The sequence below is a fragment of the Kitasatospora sp. NPDC036755 genome (assembly GCF_040636595.1).
GTDB lineage: Bacteria > Actinomycetota > Actinomycetes > Streptomycetales > Streptomycetaceae > Kitasatospora.
The window spans coordinates 18,607-35,060 of sequence record NZ_JBEZUT010000050.1; the positions used below are offsets into that span (position 1 = coordinate 18,607).

16 protein-coding genes are annotated in these 16,454 nt (G+C 72.9%); 9 read left to right on the forward strand and 7 right to left on the reverse strand.

Annotated elements, in window-relative coordinates; all coding sequences use genetic code 11:
• Positions 1-17 precede the first annotated feature (17 nt).
• Complete coding sequence (locus AB0E96_RS10610) at positions 18-692, forward strand: FCD domain-containing protein (RefSeq protein WP_359821090.1); 675 nt, start codon at positions 18-20, stop codon at positions 690-692.
• Between the two features lie 82 nt (positions 693-774).
• Here AB0E96_RS10610 and fabI read toward each other — a convergent pair whose 3' ends face one another.
• Together fabI and fabG are read right to left on the reverse strand one after the other, a co-directional pair.
• On the reverse strand, positions 775-1,542 hold the full coding sequence (gene fabI / locus AB0E96_RS10615; RefSeq protein WP_359821092.1) for an enoyl-ACP reductase FabI: 768 nt from the start codon (positions 1,540-1,542) through the stop codon (positions 775-777).
• Between the two features lie 2 nt (positions 1,543-1,544).
• Entirely contained in the window at positions 1,545-2,264 is a 720-nt protein-coding gene (gene fabG, locus AB0E96_RS10620; RefSeq protein WP_359821093.1) for a 3-oxoacyl-[acyl-carrier-protein] reductase, read from the reverse strand.
• Positions 2,265-2,576: 312 nt separating this feature from the next.
• Between fabG and AB0E96_RS10625 the strand changes: the two genes are divergently transcribed.
• The 6 genes from AB0E96_RS10625 to AB0E96_RS10650 all read left to right on the forward strand — a co-directional run bounded on the left by AB0E96_RS10625 (position 2,577) and on the right by AB0E96_RS10650 (position 8,647).
• Positions 2,577-3,722 (forward strand): MBL fold metallo-hydrolase, encoded by a 1,146-nt coding sequence (locus AB0E96_RS10625; protein ID WP_359821096.1) that lies wholly within the window; start codon positions 2,577-2,579, stop codon positions 3,720-3,722.
• Positions 3,723-3,954: 232 nt separating this feature from the next.
• A complete protein-coding gene (locus tag AB0E96_RS10630; RefSeq protein WP_359821126.1) occupies positions 3,955-5,457 on the forward strand; it encodes a TldD/PmbA family protein in 1,503 nt (500 codons plus the stop codon).
• A complete protein-coding gene (locus AB0E96_RS10635) occupies positions 5,457-6,935 on the forward strand; it encodes a metallopeptidase TldD-related protein (protein ID WP_359821098.1) in 1,479 nt (492 codons plus the stop codon). Before AB0E96_RS10630 ends, AB0E96_RS10635 begins: the two co-directional genes overlap by 1 nt.
• Before the next feature lie 31 nt (positions 6,936-6,966).
• A complete protein-coding gene (locus tag AB0E96_RS10640) occupies positions 6,967-7,515 on the forward strand; it encodes an RNA 2'-phosphotransferase (RefSeq protein ID WP_359821128.1) in 549 nt (182 codons plus the stop codon).
• Positions 7,516-7,726: 211 nt separating this feature from the next.
• Complete coding sequence (locus AB0E96_RS10645) at positions 7,727-8,119, forward strand: DUF3099 domain-containing protein (protein ID WP_359821101.1); 393 nt, start codon at positions 7,727-7,729, stop codon at positions 8,117-8,119.
• Between the two features lie 267 nt (positions 8,120-8,386).
• Positions 8,387-8,647 carry a hypothetical protein gene (locus AB0E96_RS10650; RefSeq protein WP_359821103.1) on the forward strand — a complete coding sequence of 87 codons (261 nt, stop codon included), beginning with the start codon at positions 8,387-8,389 and terminating at the stop codon, positions 8,645-8,647.
• On the opposite strand, the gene moaA is transcribed toward AB0E96_RS10650, so the two are convergent.
• The 4 genes from moaA to AB0E96_RS10670 all read right to left on the reverse strand — a co-directional run bounded on the left by moaA (position 8,644) and on the right by AB0E96_RS10670 (position 12,992).
• The gene (gene moaA / locus AB0E96_RS10655) at positions 8,644-9,633 is read right to left on the reverse strand and encodes a GTP 3',8-cyclase MoaA (protein WP_359821106.1); all 990 of its coding nucleotides are present in this window, start codon (positions 9,631-9,633) and stop codon (positions 8,644-8,646) included. The two genes, AB0E96_RS10650 and moaA, sit on opposite strands and share 4 nt — an antisense overlap.
• Before the next feature lie 76 nt (positions 9,634-9,709).
• A complete protein-coding gene (locus tag AB0E96_RS10660; RefSeq protein WP_359821108.1) occupies positions 9,710-11,317 on the reverse strand; it encodes a cation acetate symporter in 1,608 nt (535 codons plus the stop codon).
• Positions 11,314-11,670 carry a DUF485 domain-containing protein gene (locus tag AB0E96_RS10665; protein ID WP_359821111.1) on the reverse strand — a complete coding sequence of 119 codons (357 nt, stop codon included), beginning with the start codon at positions 11,668-11,670 and terminating at the stop codon, positions 11,314-11,316. The genes AB0E96_RS10660 and AB0E96_RS10665 overlap by 4 nt, the downstream gene beginning before the upstream one ends.
• Before the next feature lie 278 nt (positions 11,671-11,948).
• Positions 11,949-12,992 (reverse strand): zinc-dependent alcohol dehydrogenase family protein, encoded by a 1,044-nt coding sequence (locus AB0E96_RS10670; protein ID WP_359821112.1) that lies wholly within the window; start codon positions 12,990-12,992, stop codon positions 11,949-11,951.
• 125 nt (positions 12,993-13,117) lie between these two features.
• Between AB0E96_RS10670 and AB0E96_RS10675 the strand changes: the two genes are divergently transcribed.
• Both AB0E96_RS10675 and AB0E96_RS10680 read left to right on the forward strand, forming a co-directional pair.
• Complete coding sequence (locus tag AB0E96_RS10675) at positions 13,118-14,113, forward strand: DEDDh family exonuclease (RefSeq protein WP_359821115.1); 996 nt, start codon at positions 13,118-13,120, stop codon at positions 14,111-14,113.
• Between the two features lie 31 nt (positions 14,114-14,144).
• Positions 14,145-14,942, forward strand: coding sequence for an SURF1 family protein (locus tag AB0E96_RS10680; RefSeq protein WP_359821118.1), 798 nt, complete (start codon positions 14,145-14,147; stop codon positions 14,940-14,942).
• A gap of 60 nt (positions 14,943-15,002) precedes the next feature.
• On the opposite strand, the gene AB0E96_RS10685 is transcribed toward AB0E96_RS10680, so the two are convergent.
• A partial coding sequence (locus AB0E96_RS10685; RefSeq protein ID WP_359821119.1) for an IS1182 family transposase occupies positions 15,003-16,454 on the reverse strand: 1,452 nt, incomplete at its 5' end.

Consider the following 16,454-nt stretch of genomic DNA (forward strand, 5'->3'; position numbering starts at 1 on the left):
CCGTCAAGGAGTCCCCCGTGGCGCTGACCTCCCCGAGGCGCACCCCGCTGTCCGACCAGGTGATCGCACAGCTGCGCGCCCAGATCACCTCCGGGGAGTGGCCGGTCGGCTCGCGCATCCCGACCGAGGCCGCCCTGGTCGAGCAGCTCGGCGTCGCCCGCAACACCGTCCGCGAGGCCGTCCGCGCCCTCGCCCACAACGGACTGCTCGACATCAGACAGGGCTCCGGCACCTACGTCCTGGCCACCAGCGAGCTGGCCGGGGTGATGCACCGCCGCTTCGCCGACGCCGACCAGGGACAGGTCGCCGAGCTGCGGGCGGCCCTGGAGACCTCCGCGGCGGCCCTCGCCGCCCGCCGCCGCACCCCGCGCGACCTGGAGCTGCTGGACGGCGCCCTGGCCCGGCGCGAGGCCGCCTGGCACTCCGGCGGCGCCGAGGACTTCGTCCAGGCCGACGCCGCGTTCCACCAGGCCGTCGTGGCCGCCGCCCACAACGACGTCCTGCTCGCCGTCTACGCCGACCTCGGCGAGGCCACCCGGGAGCTCCTGCGGCACGACGTCGGCCCCGAGCTGGTCGCCGAACGCTACATCGGCCACCACGCCATCCTGGAGGCGATCCGGGCCGGCGAGCCCGAGCTCGCCGCCCTGGAGGCCGGCCGGGTGAACGTCTCCTGCGCCACCGCCGAGGCCTGAGCGGCCCCGCCCCCGGACGACGGAACGCCGCTGCCCGGCACCCCCTCGGGAGGGTGCCGGGCAGCGGCGTACGGGCGGAGCGTCAGGCGCCGATGGCGTGCAGGCCGCCGTCCACGTGGATGATCTCGCCGGTGGTCTTCGGGAACCAGTCCGACAGCAGCGCGACGATGCCGCGCCCGGCCGGCTCCGGGTCGCTCAGGTCCCACTTCAGCGGGGAGCGGTGGTTCCAGGTGTCGGCCAGGTCGCCGAAGCCCGGGATGGACTTGGCGGCCATCGAGCCGATCGGACCGGCCGAGATCAGGTTGCAGCGGATGTCGCGGTCGCCCAGGTAGCGCGCAAGGTAGCGGTTGGTCGACTCCAGGGCGGCCTTGGCCGGGCCCATCCAGTCGTACTGCGGCCAGGCGAACTGCGCGTCGAAGGTCAGGCCGACCACCGAGCCGCCGTCCTGCATCAGCGGCAGCAGCGCCGTGGTCAGCGACTTCAGCGAGTACGCCGAGACGTGCATCGCGGTGGCCACGGACTCCCACGGGGTGTCCAGGAAGCTGCCGCCCAGCGCGTCCTGCGGGGCGAAGCCGATCGAGTGGACGATGCCGTCCAGGGTCGGCAGGTGCTCGCGGACCTGGTCGGCGATGCCGGCCAGCTGCTCCGGGTTGGAGACGTCCAGCTCCAGCACCTTGACCGGGTGCGGCAGCTTCTTGGCGATCCGCTCGGTCAGGCTGGGGCGCGGGAAGGCGGTGAGGATGATCTCCGCGCCCTGCTCCTGCGCCAGCCTGGCGGTGTGGAAGGCGATGGAGGACTCCATCAGCACACCGGTGATCAGGATCCGCTTGCCTTCGAGGATTCCGCTCATGATCAGTGACCCATGCCCAATCCGCCGTCGACGGGAATGACGGCTCCAGTGATGTACGCGGCCTCGTCCGACCCGAGGAACCGCACGGTGGCCGCGACCTCGGCGGGCGCCGCGTAGCGGCCCAGCGGCACGCCCGAGACGATCTCCGCGCGGCGCTCGTCACTGAGCACGGCGGTCATGTCGGTGTCGACGAAGCCGGGGGCGACCACGTTGACGGTGATGTTGCGCGGGCCGAGCTCGCGCGCCAGCGACCGGGCGAAGCCGACCAGGCCGGCCTTGGAGGCGGCGTAGTTGGCCTGGCCCGGGGAGCCGGTCAGGCCCACCACGGACGAGATCAGCACGACGCGGCCCTTGCGGGCGCGCATCATCAGCTTGGACGCGCGCTTGACCACCCGGAAGGCGCCGGTCAGGTTGGTGTCCAGGACGGAGGTGAAGTCCTCCTCCGACATGCGCAGCAGCAGGGTGTCGTTGGTGATGCCCGCGTTGGCGACCAGCACCTCGACCGCGCCGTGCTTCTGCTCGATCTCGGTGAAGGCGGCGTCGACCTGCCCGGCGTCCGTGATGTCGCAGCGGACCGCGAGGACGTCGTACTTGGCCAGCGCCTCGGGCACCTCGCCCGAGCGGCTGGTGATGGCCACCTTGTCGCCCGCTTCGGCGAAGGCCTGGGCGATCGCGAGGCCGATGCCCCGGTTTCCTCCGGTGACGAGAACCGAGCGGCTCAACGATCCACCTCTCTCCGTGTGTGAGCACGTACGTCGGAATGCGTACGCAGTGTGACGCTATCGGGCGGTCGGCGGCGGCGGCGCATCGGGCTCCCACAGCGCCTCCCCGGCGGATCTGTCGCAATCCGACAATCCGTACCCGTCCCGGCCGCGGCGGCGGCGGACATCTCCCAGGCCCGGGCGCCGCCCGGATCGGGGCGACTGTACGGGAACAACACGGGCGGGCGCACCCGTTGCCCCCGTGGTGCGGGCCGGCCCGGGACCGGCCGTACCGATCCCCGACGATCCCGGCGAGCGACGAAGGCAGAGCGGATGACCAAGGCACGGCCCCGGAGCACCCACCGACGCGGACGACTGCTGGCCCTCACCGCCCTGGCGGCCGGCCTGGGCGCGGCCGCGTGGTCGCTGCGCGACCTGCCGGCGGCGTTCGGGCGGCGGCCGGACGGCGAGCGCGAGGAGCGGGTGCGCAACTCCCCGCAGTACCGCGACGGCGTCTTCCACAACGCGCCCTCCTCGCTCGCCCGCGCCACCGACGCCCCCGGCTTCGACGGCGCCACCGCCCGCCGGATGCTGTTCGAGCGGGCCGGCCGCGTCCCCGCCCATCCGGTGCCGACCGTCCGCCCCGCGGCCCCGCCCGGGCCGGCCGCCGAGGGCGTGGAGGTCACCTGGTACGGGCACGCCTCCACGCTGGTGGAGCTCGAGGGCTTCCGGGTGCTGCTCGACCCGGTCTGGAGCGACCGCTGCTCCCCCGCCGCGCACATCGGCCCCAAGCGGCTGCACCCGGTGCCGGTCGGGCTGGAGGAACTGCCGCAGGTCGACGCGGTGCTGATCTCGCACGACCACTACGACCACCTCGACATGGCGACGGTCAAGCGCCTGGTGCGCAGCCAGTCCGCGCCCTTCGCGGTGCCGCTCGGCATCGGCGCCCACCTGCGCCGCTGGGGCGTCCCCGAGCACCGGATCATCGAGCTGGACTGGGACGAGACCTGCAACCTGGGCGACCTGGTGCTCACCCTGACCGCCGCGCACCACTTCTCCGGCCGCGGCCTGACCCGCAACACCACCCTCTGGGGCTCCTGGGTGGTCGCCGGCCCGAACCGCAAGGTCTTCTACACCGGCGACTCCGGCTACTTCGAGGGCTACGCCCGGATCGGCGCGCAGCACGGCCCGTTCGACGCCGCGCTGGTCCAGATCGGCGCCTACGACGCCGCCTGGGCGGACATCCACATGACCCCCGAGGACGCCGTCCTCGCCCACCGGGACCTGACCGCCGGTCTGCTGGTGCCCGTCCACTGGTGCACCTTCAACCTGGGCCTGCACCCGTGGGCCGAACCCGTCGAGCGACTGGTGAAGGCCGCCAAGGAGCAGGCCGTCCCGCTGGCCGTGCCGCGCCCCGGCGAGCGGGTCGACGTCGACAACCCGCCGGAGCTGGACGGCTGGTGGGAGGCCGTCGGCTGACGGCCGCCGCCGGACCACCGGGGCGCGGGCGCCGGCGGGCCGGACCGCACTGGCCGAAACCACGGCGCACCGGTCGAAATGCGCTGGCCGGAAACCCGGTGGACGGGAAATGATGCGGTGCGGGCGCCCCTGTTGGCCCCGCACCGCCACCCTCCGCGACCTGGGAGCCCGATTGCCCCCGATCCCTCCGGCCGATCGCTCCGGCGCGCCGCACGGACGCGCCGTCGACCCGCTGTTCCTCGCCCTGCCGCTGCGGCCCCTCGCCGACGCCGCCCTCGCCCGGGCCCGCGCGCTCGGCGCGAGCCACGCCGACTTCCGCCTGGAGCGGATCCGCAGCGCCTCCTGGCGGCTGCGCGACGCGCGTCCGGCCGGCACCTCCGACAGCGTGCAGCTCGGCTTCGCCGTCCGGGTGCTGCTGGACGGCGCCTGGGGCTTCGCCGCCGGTGTCGACCTCACCCCCGAAGCGGCGGCCGGGGTCGCCGAGCAGGCCGTGGCGGTGGCCCGGCTCTCCGCCGGGATCAGCCGGGCGGCCGGCTCCACCGCGAGGGTCGAGCTGGCCGACGAGCCGGTGTACCGGGACGTCACCTGGGTCTCCGCGTACGAGGTCAACCCCTTCGAGGTGCCGGACGCCGAGAAGACCGCGCTGCTCGCCGAGCGCAGCTCCCGGCTGCTGGCCGCCGACGGCGTCTCGCACGTCCGGGCGGCCCTGCGGACCGTCCAGGAGAACAAGTTCTACGCGGACACCGCCGGCACGGTGACGACCCAGCAGCGGATCCGGGTCTACTCCGACCTGGAGGCCACCTCGGTCGACGAGCGCACCGGCGCCTTCGACTCGATGATGACGCTGGCCCCGCCGGTCGGCCGCGGCTACGAGTACGTGACCGGCACCGGCTGGGACTGGGACGCCGAACTCGCCGAACTGCCCGTCCTGCTGGCCGAGAAGATGCGGGCCCCGAGCGTCGAGGCGGGCCGCTACGACCTGGTCGTCGACCCGACCAACCTCTGGCTGACCATCCACGAGTCGATCGGCCACGCCACCGAGCTGGACCGCGCGCTCGGCTACGAGGCGGCCTACGCCGGCACCTCCTTCGCCACCTTCGACCGGCTCGGCTCCCTGAAGTACGGCTCCGAGCTGATGCACGTCACCGGCGACCGCACCGCCGAGCACGGCCTGTCCACCATCGGCTACGACGACGAGGGGGTGGCCACCCAGTCCTGGGACCTGATCCGGGACGGCGTCCTGGTCGGCTACCAACTCGACCGGGGCATCGCCGGGTTGACGGGCTTCGAGCGCTCCAACGGCTGCGCCTTCGCGGACTCCCCCGCGCACGTCCCGGTGCAGCGGATGGCCAACGTCTCGCTCCAGCCGGCCGCCGACGGCCCGGACACCGAGGGCCTGTTCGCCCAGGTCGAGAACGGCCTCTACATCGTGGGCGACCGTTCGTGGTCCATCGATCAGCAGAGGTACAACTTCCAGTTCACCGGGCAGCGCGCCTACGCCATCAAGGACGGCGAACTCGCGGGCCAGGTCAAGGACTTCGCCTACCAGGCCACCACCACCGACTTCTGGGGCTCGATGGCGGCGGTCGGCGGCCCGCAGACCTACGTCCTCGGCGGCGCCTTCAACTGCGGCAAGGCGCAGCCCGGGCAGACCGCGGCGGTCAGCCACGGCTGCCCCTCGGCGCTGTTCCGCGACGTCAACGTGCTCAACACCCAGCAGGAGGCGGGTCGCTGATGACCGCGAAGCACCCCCACGAACTCGTCGAGCTGGCGCTCGGCCTCTCCCGCGCCGACGGCTGCGTGGTGATCGCCGACGAGGAGTCCACCGCCAACCTGCGCTGGGCCGCCCCCGGGAACAAGCCGGGAGGCACGCTGACCACCAACGGCGTCACCCGCAGCCGCCGCCTCACCGTGATCGCCACCGTGGCCGGCGCCGAGGGCACCGCCTCCGGCGTGGTCTCCCGCGAGGCCGTCACCGCCGAGGAGGTGGAGGGCCTCGTCCGGGCCGCCGAGGAGGCCGCCCGCGCCGCCGGACCGGCCGAGGACGCCCAGCCGCTGGTCGCCGGCCGGCCCTCCTCCCCCGACTTCACCGAGCCACCCGCGCTGACCTCCATCGAGGTGTTCGACGCCTTCGGCCCGGCCCTCGGCGAGGCCTTCGCCCGCGCCGCCGCCCGGGGCGAGCTGCTGTACGGCTTCGCCCGGCACGAGATGACCTCCAGCTACCTGGGCAGCTCCACCGGCCTGCGGCTGCGCCACGACCAGCCCACCGGCATGGTCGAGATCAACGCCAAGACCGCCGACCTGTCGAGCTCGGCCTGGGTGGGCGCGTCCACCCGGGACTTCACCGACATCGACGTCACCGCCCTGCACACCGAGCTGACCAGGCGGCTCGGCTGGGGCGCCCGCAAGATCGAGCTGCCCGCCGGGCGGTACGAGACGCTGCTGCCTCCCTCGGCCGTCGCCGACCTGCTGACCGTCCTCAACTGGTCCTCCAACGGCCGGGACGCCCAGGAGGGCCGGACGGTCTTCTCCAAGCCTCCGCAGGCGGCGGCGCAGAGCGCCTCGGACGAGAACGAGGGCGAGCGCGGCGACGGGCCCCGGGCGGACGGCACCCGGCTCGGCGACAAGCTCAGCGGCCTGCCGCTGACGCTGCGCTCCGACCCGCGCGAGCCCGGCCTGGAGGCCGCACCGTTCGTGCTCGCCCACTCCAGCGGCGGGGACTACTCGGTCTTCGACAACGGCCAGCCGATCGCCGCCACCGAGTGGATCCGCGAGGGCGTGCTGAACGACCTGATCACCACCCGCCACGCGGCCGCCCTCACCGGTCTGCCGCTGCGCCCGGCGATCGACAACCTCGTCCTGGAGACGGCCGACCAGGAGTCGGCGCCGACCCTGGAGGAGATGATCGCCCGCACCGAGCGCGGCCTGCTGCTCACCTGCCTCTGGTACATCCGCGAGGTCGACCCGGCGACGCTGCTGCTCACCGGGCTCACCCGGGACGGCGTCTACCTGGTGGAGAACGGCGAGGTCGTCGGCGAGGTCAACAACTTCCGGTTCAACGAGTCCCCGGTGGACATGCTGAACAGGATCACCGAGGTGGGCCGCACCGAACGCTGCCTGCCCCGCGAGTGGAGCGACAACGTCACCCGCACCGCGATGCCACCCGTGCGTGTCACGGACTTCAACATGAGTTCGGTCAGCCAGGCCTCTTAGCCGCTGACCAACGGGGGATACGAGAGACATGATGGACGAGAAGCGCCTGGTCAGGTCGAGCAAGATGCTGTCACGCATCCTTCGGCACGAGCCCGGGCTGGTGGGGGTCACGCTGGACGGGGCCGGCTGGGTCCGGGTGGACGAGCTGCTGTCGGCGCTCGCCGCCCGGGGCCGGCCGCTCACCCGGGCCGAGCTGGACCACGTCGTGGCGACGAACAACAAGCGCCGCTTCGGCTACTCGGCGGACGGCCTCTCGATCCGCGCCAACCAGGGCCACACGGTGGCGGTCGACCTCGGCCTGGCCGCCGCCACGCCGCCGCCCGTGCTGTACCACGGCACCGCCGACCGGCACCTGGCGGCGATCTTCCGCGAGGGCCTGCGCCCGATGGCCCGCCAGGACGTCCACCTCTCGGCGGACACCGAGACGGCGACCGGGGTCGGCGCAAGGCACGGCCGGCCGGTGGTGCTGACCGTGCACGCGGCGGCGATGACGGCGGCCGGCCACGAGTTCCGGCTCAGCGAGAACGGCGTCTGGCTCACCGCCGCCGTGCCCCCGCAGTACCTCTCCCGGCGTTCGTAGCGCCCCCGGCGGCACCGCACCGGTACCGCCACGTAGCACCCTCCGCAGTACCGGGACCACCGAAGGGCCTGTCCGCTCCGCCGGACAGGCCCTTCGCACACCCGGTCGGGTGGGTCCGCCGCACCCGGTCTCGTCGCCGCCCGCGCCCGGGCGTACCGTGAGGAGGCCGCGCGGCCAGGCGCGCGGGTGCGCGACGAGGGCGGTAGGACACATGGGCAAGAGCGCCGACGGCGGGCACGTCTTCCGGATCACGGGGGCGCGCAGCAGTCTCACCGAGGACGTCCGGGGGCGTCAGCGCCGCTACGTCGTCTCGATGCTGGTCCGGACGGCCTGCGTGCTGCTCGCCGTGGTGCTGTGGGACGTCCAGCGGGTGCTGGCGTTCGTCGCGCTGGCGGGCGCCGTCCTGCTGCCGTACTTCGCGGTGCTGATCGCCAACGCGGGACGGGAGCGGGCGCCCGGACTGCCGAGCACCTTCGACATCCCGCTCGACACCCCGCTGATGCTCGGCCCCGGTGGGACGGGCGGGAGGGGTGGGGCGGATGCGAAGGCCGGTACAGGAGAGGCAAAGGCCGTTCCCACCGATCCTTCACAGGACGTGAACTGACCATCCGTTTCATGCCACTTCGGCCCGGTCCGGCTCAGCGAAAGCTCAAAAGAAGCTCAGATTAATCATGCAAGACCTCCCCAACCGAGGGTCTTGGCGTGACATACTGCGTACGCGCTCCGCATCCCCCGTCGGAGCGACGGACCGACGCCGGGCGGCTCCCCCCGTGGCTGCCCGGCGTCGCCATGTCCGGATCCGGCCGGGCCGCGCGGGCGTGACAGACTGGCGGTGCAGACGTCACCCGCCACATCGTTGAGGACGGCCCCGATGGACACCCCGCAGACCCCGATCTGCTCCGCCAAGGGCTGCCGGACGGACGCCGGCTGGGTACTGGTGTGGAACAACCCCAAGCTGCACACCCCGGACCGCCGCAAGACCTGGGTCGCCTGCGACGAGCACCGCGAGCACCTGTCCCAGTTCCTCGGGGTGCGCGGCTTCCTCAAGGAGGTCGTCGCCTTCGCCGACTGGACCCCCGAGGACTCCGAAGGCTCCGAGGCCTCCGGCAGGCCGGCCCAGGACGCGTCCTAACCGCCGATCGCGGACATCGGCCGGTCGGGCTGGAGGAACTCCGGGTCGTCGATCCCGGCGCCCGCCTTCTTGCCCCACATCGCCGCCCGCCACAGCGCGGCCAGTTCGGCGTCGTCCGCGCCCGAGCGCAGCGCGGTGCGCAGGTCGGTCTCCCCGGTCGCGAACAGGCAGTTGCGCACCTGGCCGTCGGCGGTCAGCCGGGTGCGGTCGCAGGCCCGGCAGAACGGCCGGGTGACGGAGGCGATCACGCCCACCCGGCCCGGGCCGCCGTCCACCAGCCAGCGCTCGGCGGGTGCCGCGCCCCGGCGCCCGGACGGCTCCGGGGTGAGCGTGAAGCGGGCCCGCAGCAGTTCCAGGATCTCCGTCGCGGTGACCATCGACGCGCGGTCCCAGCCGTGCTGGGCGTCCAGCGGCATCTGCTCGATGAAGCGCAGCTCGTAGCCCCGCTCCAGGCACCAGGCCAGCAGGTCGGCCGCCTCGTGCTCGTTGACCCCGCGCATCAGCACCGCGTTCAGCTTCACCGGCGCCAGTCCGGCGGCCTCGGCGGCGGCCAGCCCGTCCAGGACGTCCTGGTGGCGGTGGCGGCGGGTGAGGGTGTGGAACACCTCGGGGTCGAGGGTGTCCAGCGAGACGTTGACCCGGTCCAGACCGGCCTCGCGCAGCGCCGTCGCGGTGCGGGCCAGGCCGATGCCGTTGGTGGTCAGCGAGAGCTCCGGGCGCGGTTCCAGTTCCGAGCAGGCGGCGACGACGGCGACCAGCCCGGGGCGCAGCAGCGGTTCACCGCCGGTGAAGCGCACCTCGCGCACGCCCAGGTCGCGCACGGCCACGGTGACCAGCCGGACGATCTCCTCGTCGGTCAGCAGGTCCGGCTTGGCCAGCCACTGCAGGCCCTCTTCCGGCATGCAGTAGGTGCAGCGCAGGTTGCAGCGGTCCGTGAGGGAGACCCGCAGGTCGACGGCCTGGCGTCCGAAGGTGTCGAGCAGCACGTGCGTCCTTCCCCGAGATGCGGCCGGCCCGGCCACCGTCACGGCGGGCCGGGCCAGCATAGTCATCGCGGGACGATCAATGGGCGCCCAGCCCGGTCAACGAGCGGACCTCGAGTTCAGCGTACTTCGCCGGGTCGGGCCGTTCCGTGGACAGCAGCGTGCCGAGCCAGCCGGCCAGGAAGCCGACCGGGATGGAGACCAGGCCGGGGTTCTCCAACGGGAACCAGTGGAAGTCGGAGTGCGGGAAGAGCGAGGTCTTCGCGCCCGAGACCACCGGGGAGAAGACCACCAGTGTCACCGAGGAGATCAGTCCGGCGTAGACCGAGCTGACCGCGCCGACGGTGGTGAAGCGCTTCCAGAACAGCGAGTAGAGCAGGGTGGGCAGGTTCGCCGAGGCGGCGACGGCGAAGGCCAGGGCGACCAGCGCCGCGGTGTTGAGCTTGTCCGCGAAGAGGCTGAGCACGATCGCCACCGCCCCGATCGCGACCGCGGCCCACTTCGCCGACAGCACCTCCTCCTTCTCGCTCGCCTTGCCCCGCCGGATCACGTTGGCGTAGAGGTCGTGGGCGAAGGAGGCCGAGGAGGCCAGCGTGAGCCCGGCGACCACGGCCAGGATGGTGGCGAAGGCGACCGCCGAGATCACCGCGAGCAGGATCGCCCCGCCCGTGCTCCCGGCGCCCCCGCCGAGCGCCTCGGCCAGCTGCGGGGCCGCGGTGTTGCCCGCCGCGTTCGCCCCCTTGATCGCCTTGGAGCCGACCAGCGCGGCCGCGCCGAAGCCGAGCGCCAGGGTCATCAGGTAGAAGACGCCGATGATGCCGATCGCCCAGAGCACCGACTTCCGGGCCGCCTTGGCGGTGGGCACGGTGTAGAAGCGGACCAGGATGTGCGGCAGGCCGGCGGTGCCGAGCACCAGCGCGATGCCGAGGCTGATGAAGTCGAGCTTGGCGGTGCCGCTGCCGTACTTCTGCCCGGGTTGGAGGAAGGCCTCGCCCTTGCCGCTGGCGCTCGCCGCCGCGCCGAGCAGTTCGGAGGGGTTGAAGTGGTACTTGGCCAGCACCAGGACGGTCATCAGCGCGGCGCCGGCGATCAGCAGCACCGCCTTGACGATCTGCACCCAGGTGGTGCCCTTCATCCCTCCTATCACCACGTAGACGATCATCAGCGCGCCGACCCCGACGATGGTCCAGCGCTTGGCGGCGTTCCCCTCGGCCCCGAGCAGCAGGGCCACCAGGGTGCCGGCCCCGACCATCTGGGCGAGCAGGTAGAAGATCGACACCACGATGGTGGAGACGCCCGCCGCGGTGCGCACCGGGCGCTGGCGCATCCGGAACGCGAGCACGTCCGCCATCGTGAACCGGCCGGAGTTGCGCAGCGGTTCGGCGATCAGCAGCAGCGCGACGAGCCAGGCGACCAGGAAGCCGATCGAGTAGAGGAAGCCGTCGTAGCCGGCCAGCGCGATGGTTCCGGCGATGCCGAGGAAGGAGGCGGCGGACATGTAGTCCCCGGAGATGGCCAGGCCGTTCTGGAAGCCGGTGAAGCCGCGGCCGCCCGCGTAGAAGTCGGAGGCGCTGCGGGTCTGCCGGCCGGCCCAGACGGTGATGCCGAGGGTGGCCAGGACGAAGACGCCGAACAGGGTCATGGTCAGGCCGCGGTGCTCGGTGGCGGAGCTGGCGAGCAGGCTCATTCGGCGGACTCCCGGGGGGCGTGGACGACGGCGCCGTGCGCCTCGCGGATCGCCGCGGCGGCCGGGTCGATCCGCCGGTCCGCGTAGCGGGCGTACCAGGCGGCGATGGCGAAGGTGGTCGCGAACTGCAGCAGCCCGAGCACCAGGGCCACGTTGACGTGCCCGAGGACCTTGGTGCGCATCAGCCCCGGGGCGTAGCAGGAGAGCAGGACGTACAGCAGGTACCAGAGCACGAAGCCGACGGTGACCGGGAAGGCGAAGCTCCGGAACGAGCGCCGCAGGGTACGGAACTCCTCGCTGTCGTCGATGAGTTGGGCTTCCGTGGCGGCGGTGGTGAGCGGCGGCGAATCCACGCTGTCTCCTCACTCCTTCGGCGTATTTGTCACACGGGGGGAACGATCGAACGTGAGGGGCGTCACAGGTCTGGCGCCGCGCAATGCTAGGAGCGTCCTGCCCACCCCGGAAGGGGTTGACCGCGATCAGTCGAGCGTTCACCCCCTCGCACCATCCGATTGGCCGAAAAGCAGCCCATCCCAGTGACGCCACGTCCCTCCAGCCCCTCCCGGAACACGGCACCGGCCCGTGCCGCACCCCTGGGGGGCGACACGGGCCGGCGCCGGGAACCGGTGACTCAGAACGCGATGCGCACCTTCAGCGCCGAACGGTCGTCCATCGCGCGGTAGCCGTCGGGCACCCCGTCCAGGTCGACGGTCCGGTCGAAGACCAGGCCCGGCTCGATGGCGCCCGAGAGCACGTCCGGCAGCAGCTCCGGGATGTACGCGCGGGCCGGGGCGACACCGCCGTTCAGCGAAACGTTCCGGCCGAACATCTGGCCGATGTCGACGCCCGCACTGCCGCCGTGCGGCACCCCGACGTAGCCCACCGCGCCACCGTCCCGGGCGATCGAGAGGGCCGTCCGCATCGACTCCTCGGTGCCGACCGCCTCCAGCACCGCGTGCGCGCCCTGGCCGCCGGTCAGCTCCTTCACGGCCTCGACCGCGGCCTCGCCGCGCTCCGCCACCACGTCCGTCGCGCCGAAGCGGCGGGCCAGCTCCGTCCGGGCCGTGTGCCGGCCCAGCGCGATGATCCGGCCCGCGCCCAGGCGGTGCGCGGCCAGGACGCCGCACAGGCCCACCGCGCCGTCGCCGACCACGGCGACCGTCGCCCCGGGCCGCACCCGCGCCGAGACCGCCGCGTGGTGCCCGGTCGACATCACGTCGGACAGCGCCAGCAGCCCGGGCAGCAGCTTCTCGTCGCCCGCCGCCTCCTTCGGCAGCTTCACCAGCGTCCCGTCCGCGAACGGCACCCGCACCGCCTCGCCCTGGCCGCCGTCCGAACCGACCTGCCCCCAGAACCCGCCGTGCGGGCAGGAGGTCTGGAGGCCTTCGAGACAGAAGTCACACGACCCGTCCGACCAGACGAACGGCGCCACCACCAGATCGCCCTTGGCGAAGCCGCGCACCTCGGCACCGACCTCCTCGACCACGCCGAGGAACTCGTGCCCGATCCGCTGGCCGGCCACCCGCTGCGCCACCCCGCGGTAGGCCCACAGGTCGCTGCCGCAGATACAGGCGTTCACCACCCGGAGCACCACGTCCGTCGGATGCTGGATGACCGGGTCCGGGACTTCCTCGATCCGGATGTCGTTGGGGCCGTGGATCACGGTGGCACGCATGCGCTTTTCCTTAGCTGAAACGATCTCGACCAGGTGTACGACGCCCCCACCGGCCACTCTATTCCGGCCGCCGGTCGCCACATTCCGGCCGGAGCCCCCCGCCGGGCCCCTTATCCTGTTGGACCATGCAACCGATCCAGCCCGAGACCCACGGAGTGCCGCGGACCGCCCCGGTCCCCGCGCAGCGCTCCGCCGTGCCCGGAGGGGGCTTCGCCGTCGTCGACGTCGAGACCACCGGTCTCGGCCGCTCGGACCGCGTCATCTCGGCGGGCGTCTACCAGCTGGACGCCGACGGCGACGTCGTCGACCACTGGTACACCCTGGTCAACCCCGAACGGGACCCGGGCCCGGTCTGGATCCACGGCCTCACCGCCGAACTGCTCGCCACCGCCCCGACGTTCCCGCAGATCGCCGACGAGTTCGCCGCCCGCCTGCGGGACCGCGTGCTGGTCGCGCACAACGCGCTCTTCGACTGGAACATGATCTCCCGCGAGTTCTCCCGGGCCGGCCTGCGCGCCCCGGTCGAGCAGCGGCTGTGCACCATGGTCCTCTCCCGCGACCTGCGCCTGCCGCTGCCCAACGGCAAGCTGTCCTCGCTCGCCGCCCACTTCGGCGTCCGGCAGCGCCACGCCCACAACGCCCTGGACGACGCCCGGGTGCTCGCCGAGGCCTTCCGCCCCAGCCTGCACCTCGCCCGCGACGGCGGCGTGCCGCTGCCGCTGCAGAACTGCGTCGCGGTCACCGACCTCGGCGAGGAGGAGCCCGCCTCCCCCGGCCGCAGCACCTGGACCGGCTCCACCTACCGCCAGGCCAAGAAGCGCCCGCCCTGCCCGTACCCCAACCCGGGGCGCTGGGAGGACGGCAAGCCGCTCGTCCAGGGCATGCGGGTGGCCATCACCGGCGACACCGCCACCGACCGCGAGGTCCTGGAGGACCGCGCGGTCGAGGCCGGACTGCACATCGCCACCTCGGTGAGCCGCCTCACCAGCCTGCTGGTCACCAACGAACCGGACAGCTGGAGCGGCAAGGCCCGCAAGGCCCGCGACGTCGGCACGCCCGTCGTCGGCGAGGACGCCTTCCTCCAACTGCTGCGCGAGGTCGCCCCGCACCCCGGTGCGTGAGCCGGTTGTGAGGTCGGCGTACCGTTCCCATGTGTACCGTTTTCTGCTGACCCGACAGTGGCTGATCACCATGCTGGTCGCGCTGCTGCTGATCCCCGCGACGATCAAGCTGGGCTTCTGGCAGCTGCACCGCCACGAGGCCCGGGTGGCCCGGAACGAGCTGATCGGCCAGGCCCTCACGACCGCGCCGGTCCCCTTCGACACCCTGTCGCCGACCCCCGGCTTCGCGGTCCCCAAGGACCTCACCTGGCGCGCGGCGACCGCCACCGGACAGTACGACCCGGCACACGAGTTCGTGGTCCGCAAGCGGACCGACTCCAGCGGAACCATCGGCTACTTCGTCGTGACCCCGTTCCGGCTCGCCGACGGCAAGGGCACCGTCCTGGTCAACCGCGGCTGGGTCGCCTCCGGCACCGGGGCCACCGAGTACCCGCCCGTCCCGGCCGCCCCCGACGGCGAGGTCTCCCTCACCGGCCGCCTGCGCGCCGAGGAGACGTACGGCGCCAGCGGCATCAAGGACCGCGCCGGCCTGCCGGACCGCCAGTTCAACCTGATCAACACCGACGAGCAGGCCCAGCGGACCGGCGCCCCCCTCCTCGGCGGCTACCTCGAACTCACCGGCACCACCCCGGCCCCGGCCGACCAGCCCCAGCTGATCCCCGAGCCCAACCACTCCGACATCGGCCCGCACATGGCCTACGCCATCCAGTGGTGGCTGTTCACCGCGATGATCCCGGTCGGCGTCTGGGTCCTCGCCCGCCGCGAGGCCAAGGACCGCGCCAAGCAGGCCGCCGAGGCCGAGGTCCCCCTCGATGCCGTCCCCGCCTAGAAGTCCGATGAAGATCTTGCTGCTGGAGGGGCTGTCCCGGCTGGGACAGCCCCTCCGGTGCTATGTGGTTGCGGAGGCGATGGTCCAGGTGCGGCCGGTGCGGGTGAGTCCGAGGTTGATGAGGCGGCGGAGGTTGAGGGCGGCGGCGCGGTTGTGGAGCCAGGTGTTGTTCTTCAGGACGCCTCGGTAGGGGACGCGGCGGTTGCCCCGGGCGGTGAGCCAGGCGATGGCTCGTTCGACCGGTGGCCGCCAGCGGCGGTATTCGGCCTGCCAGGTGGGGGCGGAGGCTTGGTCGCGGGCGGCTTTCAAACGGTCGTAGTGGGCGTGGACCTGGAAGGCGCGGCCGGTCTTGGAACGGGTGCACCGCTCGCGCAGGGGGCAGTGGGTGCAGAGCTTCTTGAACTGGGCGGTGCGGGCGCCGGCCGCGTCGGGGCGGCCGAGGGCCTTGGTGTGGCCGGCCGGGCAGGTGACGGTGGCGGCCCGGGTGTCGACGTGGAAGTCGTCACTGGTGAAGCCGCCGGGGACGGCGGGCCGCTGCGGCGGTGGCTTGACGATCGGGGTATGGCCGGTTGTTTCGAGGACTTCGCGCAGGTCACCGGTGCCATAGGCGGTGTCGCCGAGGACGGTCAGGTCCTCGGTCTCGTCGGCGAGCAGGTCCTGGGCGACGGCGGCCTCGTGGTTGTCCGCGCCGCTGCCGGCGGTGAGCTCGACTTCGGTGAGCAGGCCGGTCTCGGGCTCGCAGGCGGCGTGGGCGCGGAACCCGTCCTGGTGGCGGGTTCGGTTCTTGTGGATGTGCCTGGCCTCGGGGTCGACGGTGGACACGATGCGGTCGTGGGCGGTTCCGCGTGTGATCCGCCACCGGCCGTCACGCCCGTCGGAGCCGTCGGCGACCTCCACGTCCTGCCCGGCAACCAGGGCCAGCAGCCCGACCGCGTCGGCGGCCTTCTCGTCCAGCTGCCGCTCGGGCAGGCGGCCGAGCAGGTTGAGCGCGTCGGTGACCAGGGCGTTCACCAAGTCGGCGCGGGCCTGCTCGTCGTTCCAGGCGATGCGGGGCTTGCCGGGGGCGGTGTAGTCGTGGGCGGTGCACCAGGTGGCGGCGGTCCGCTCGGCGCCGGGAACGTCCCGGATGACCCGGCGGATCGCGGCGACGAGCTGGGTGACGGTGTCCTGGGTGGCGACCGCGTCGTCGAGGACGGTGGAGTCCAGGGCCCGCCGGTGCCTGCCCTTGAGGACGCCGGTGGCCTCCACGACCTCCTTGAGCCTGGTGAACAACCGGTTTGGGTCCGGCGATCGCTGCAGCCGGCGCCGGAAGTAGGCCAGCAGCGACGGATCGAACGCGGTGTCGTTGAGGCCCAGGCCGCAGGCGGCCTTCCACCGCAGATCACAACGCAGTTCCTGGACCGTGTCGTGATCCGACAGCCCGTGCAGGGACTGCAGGACCACGGTCGCCGCCAGGACCTGCGGCGGCATGCTCGGCCGCCCGTTCCTCGACGGGTACATGTCCGCGAACAT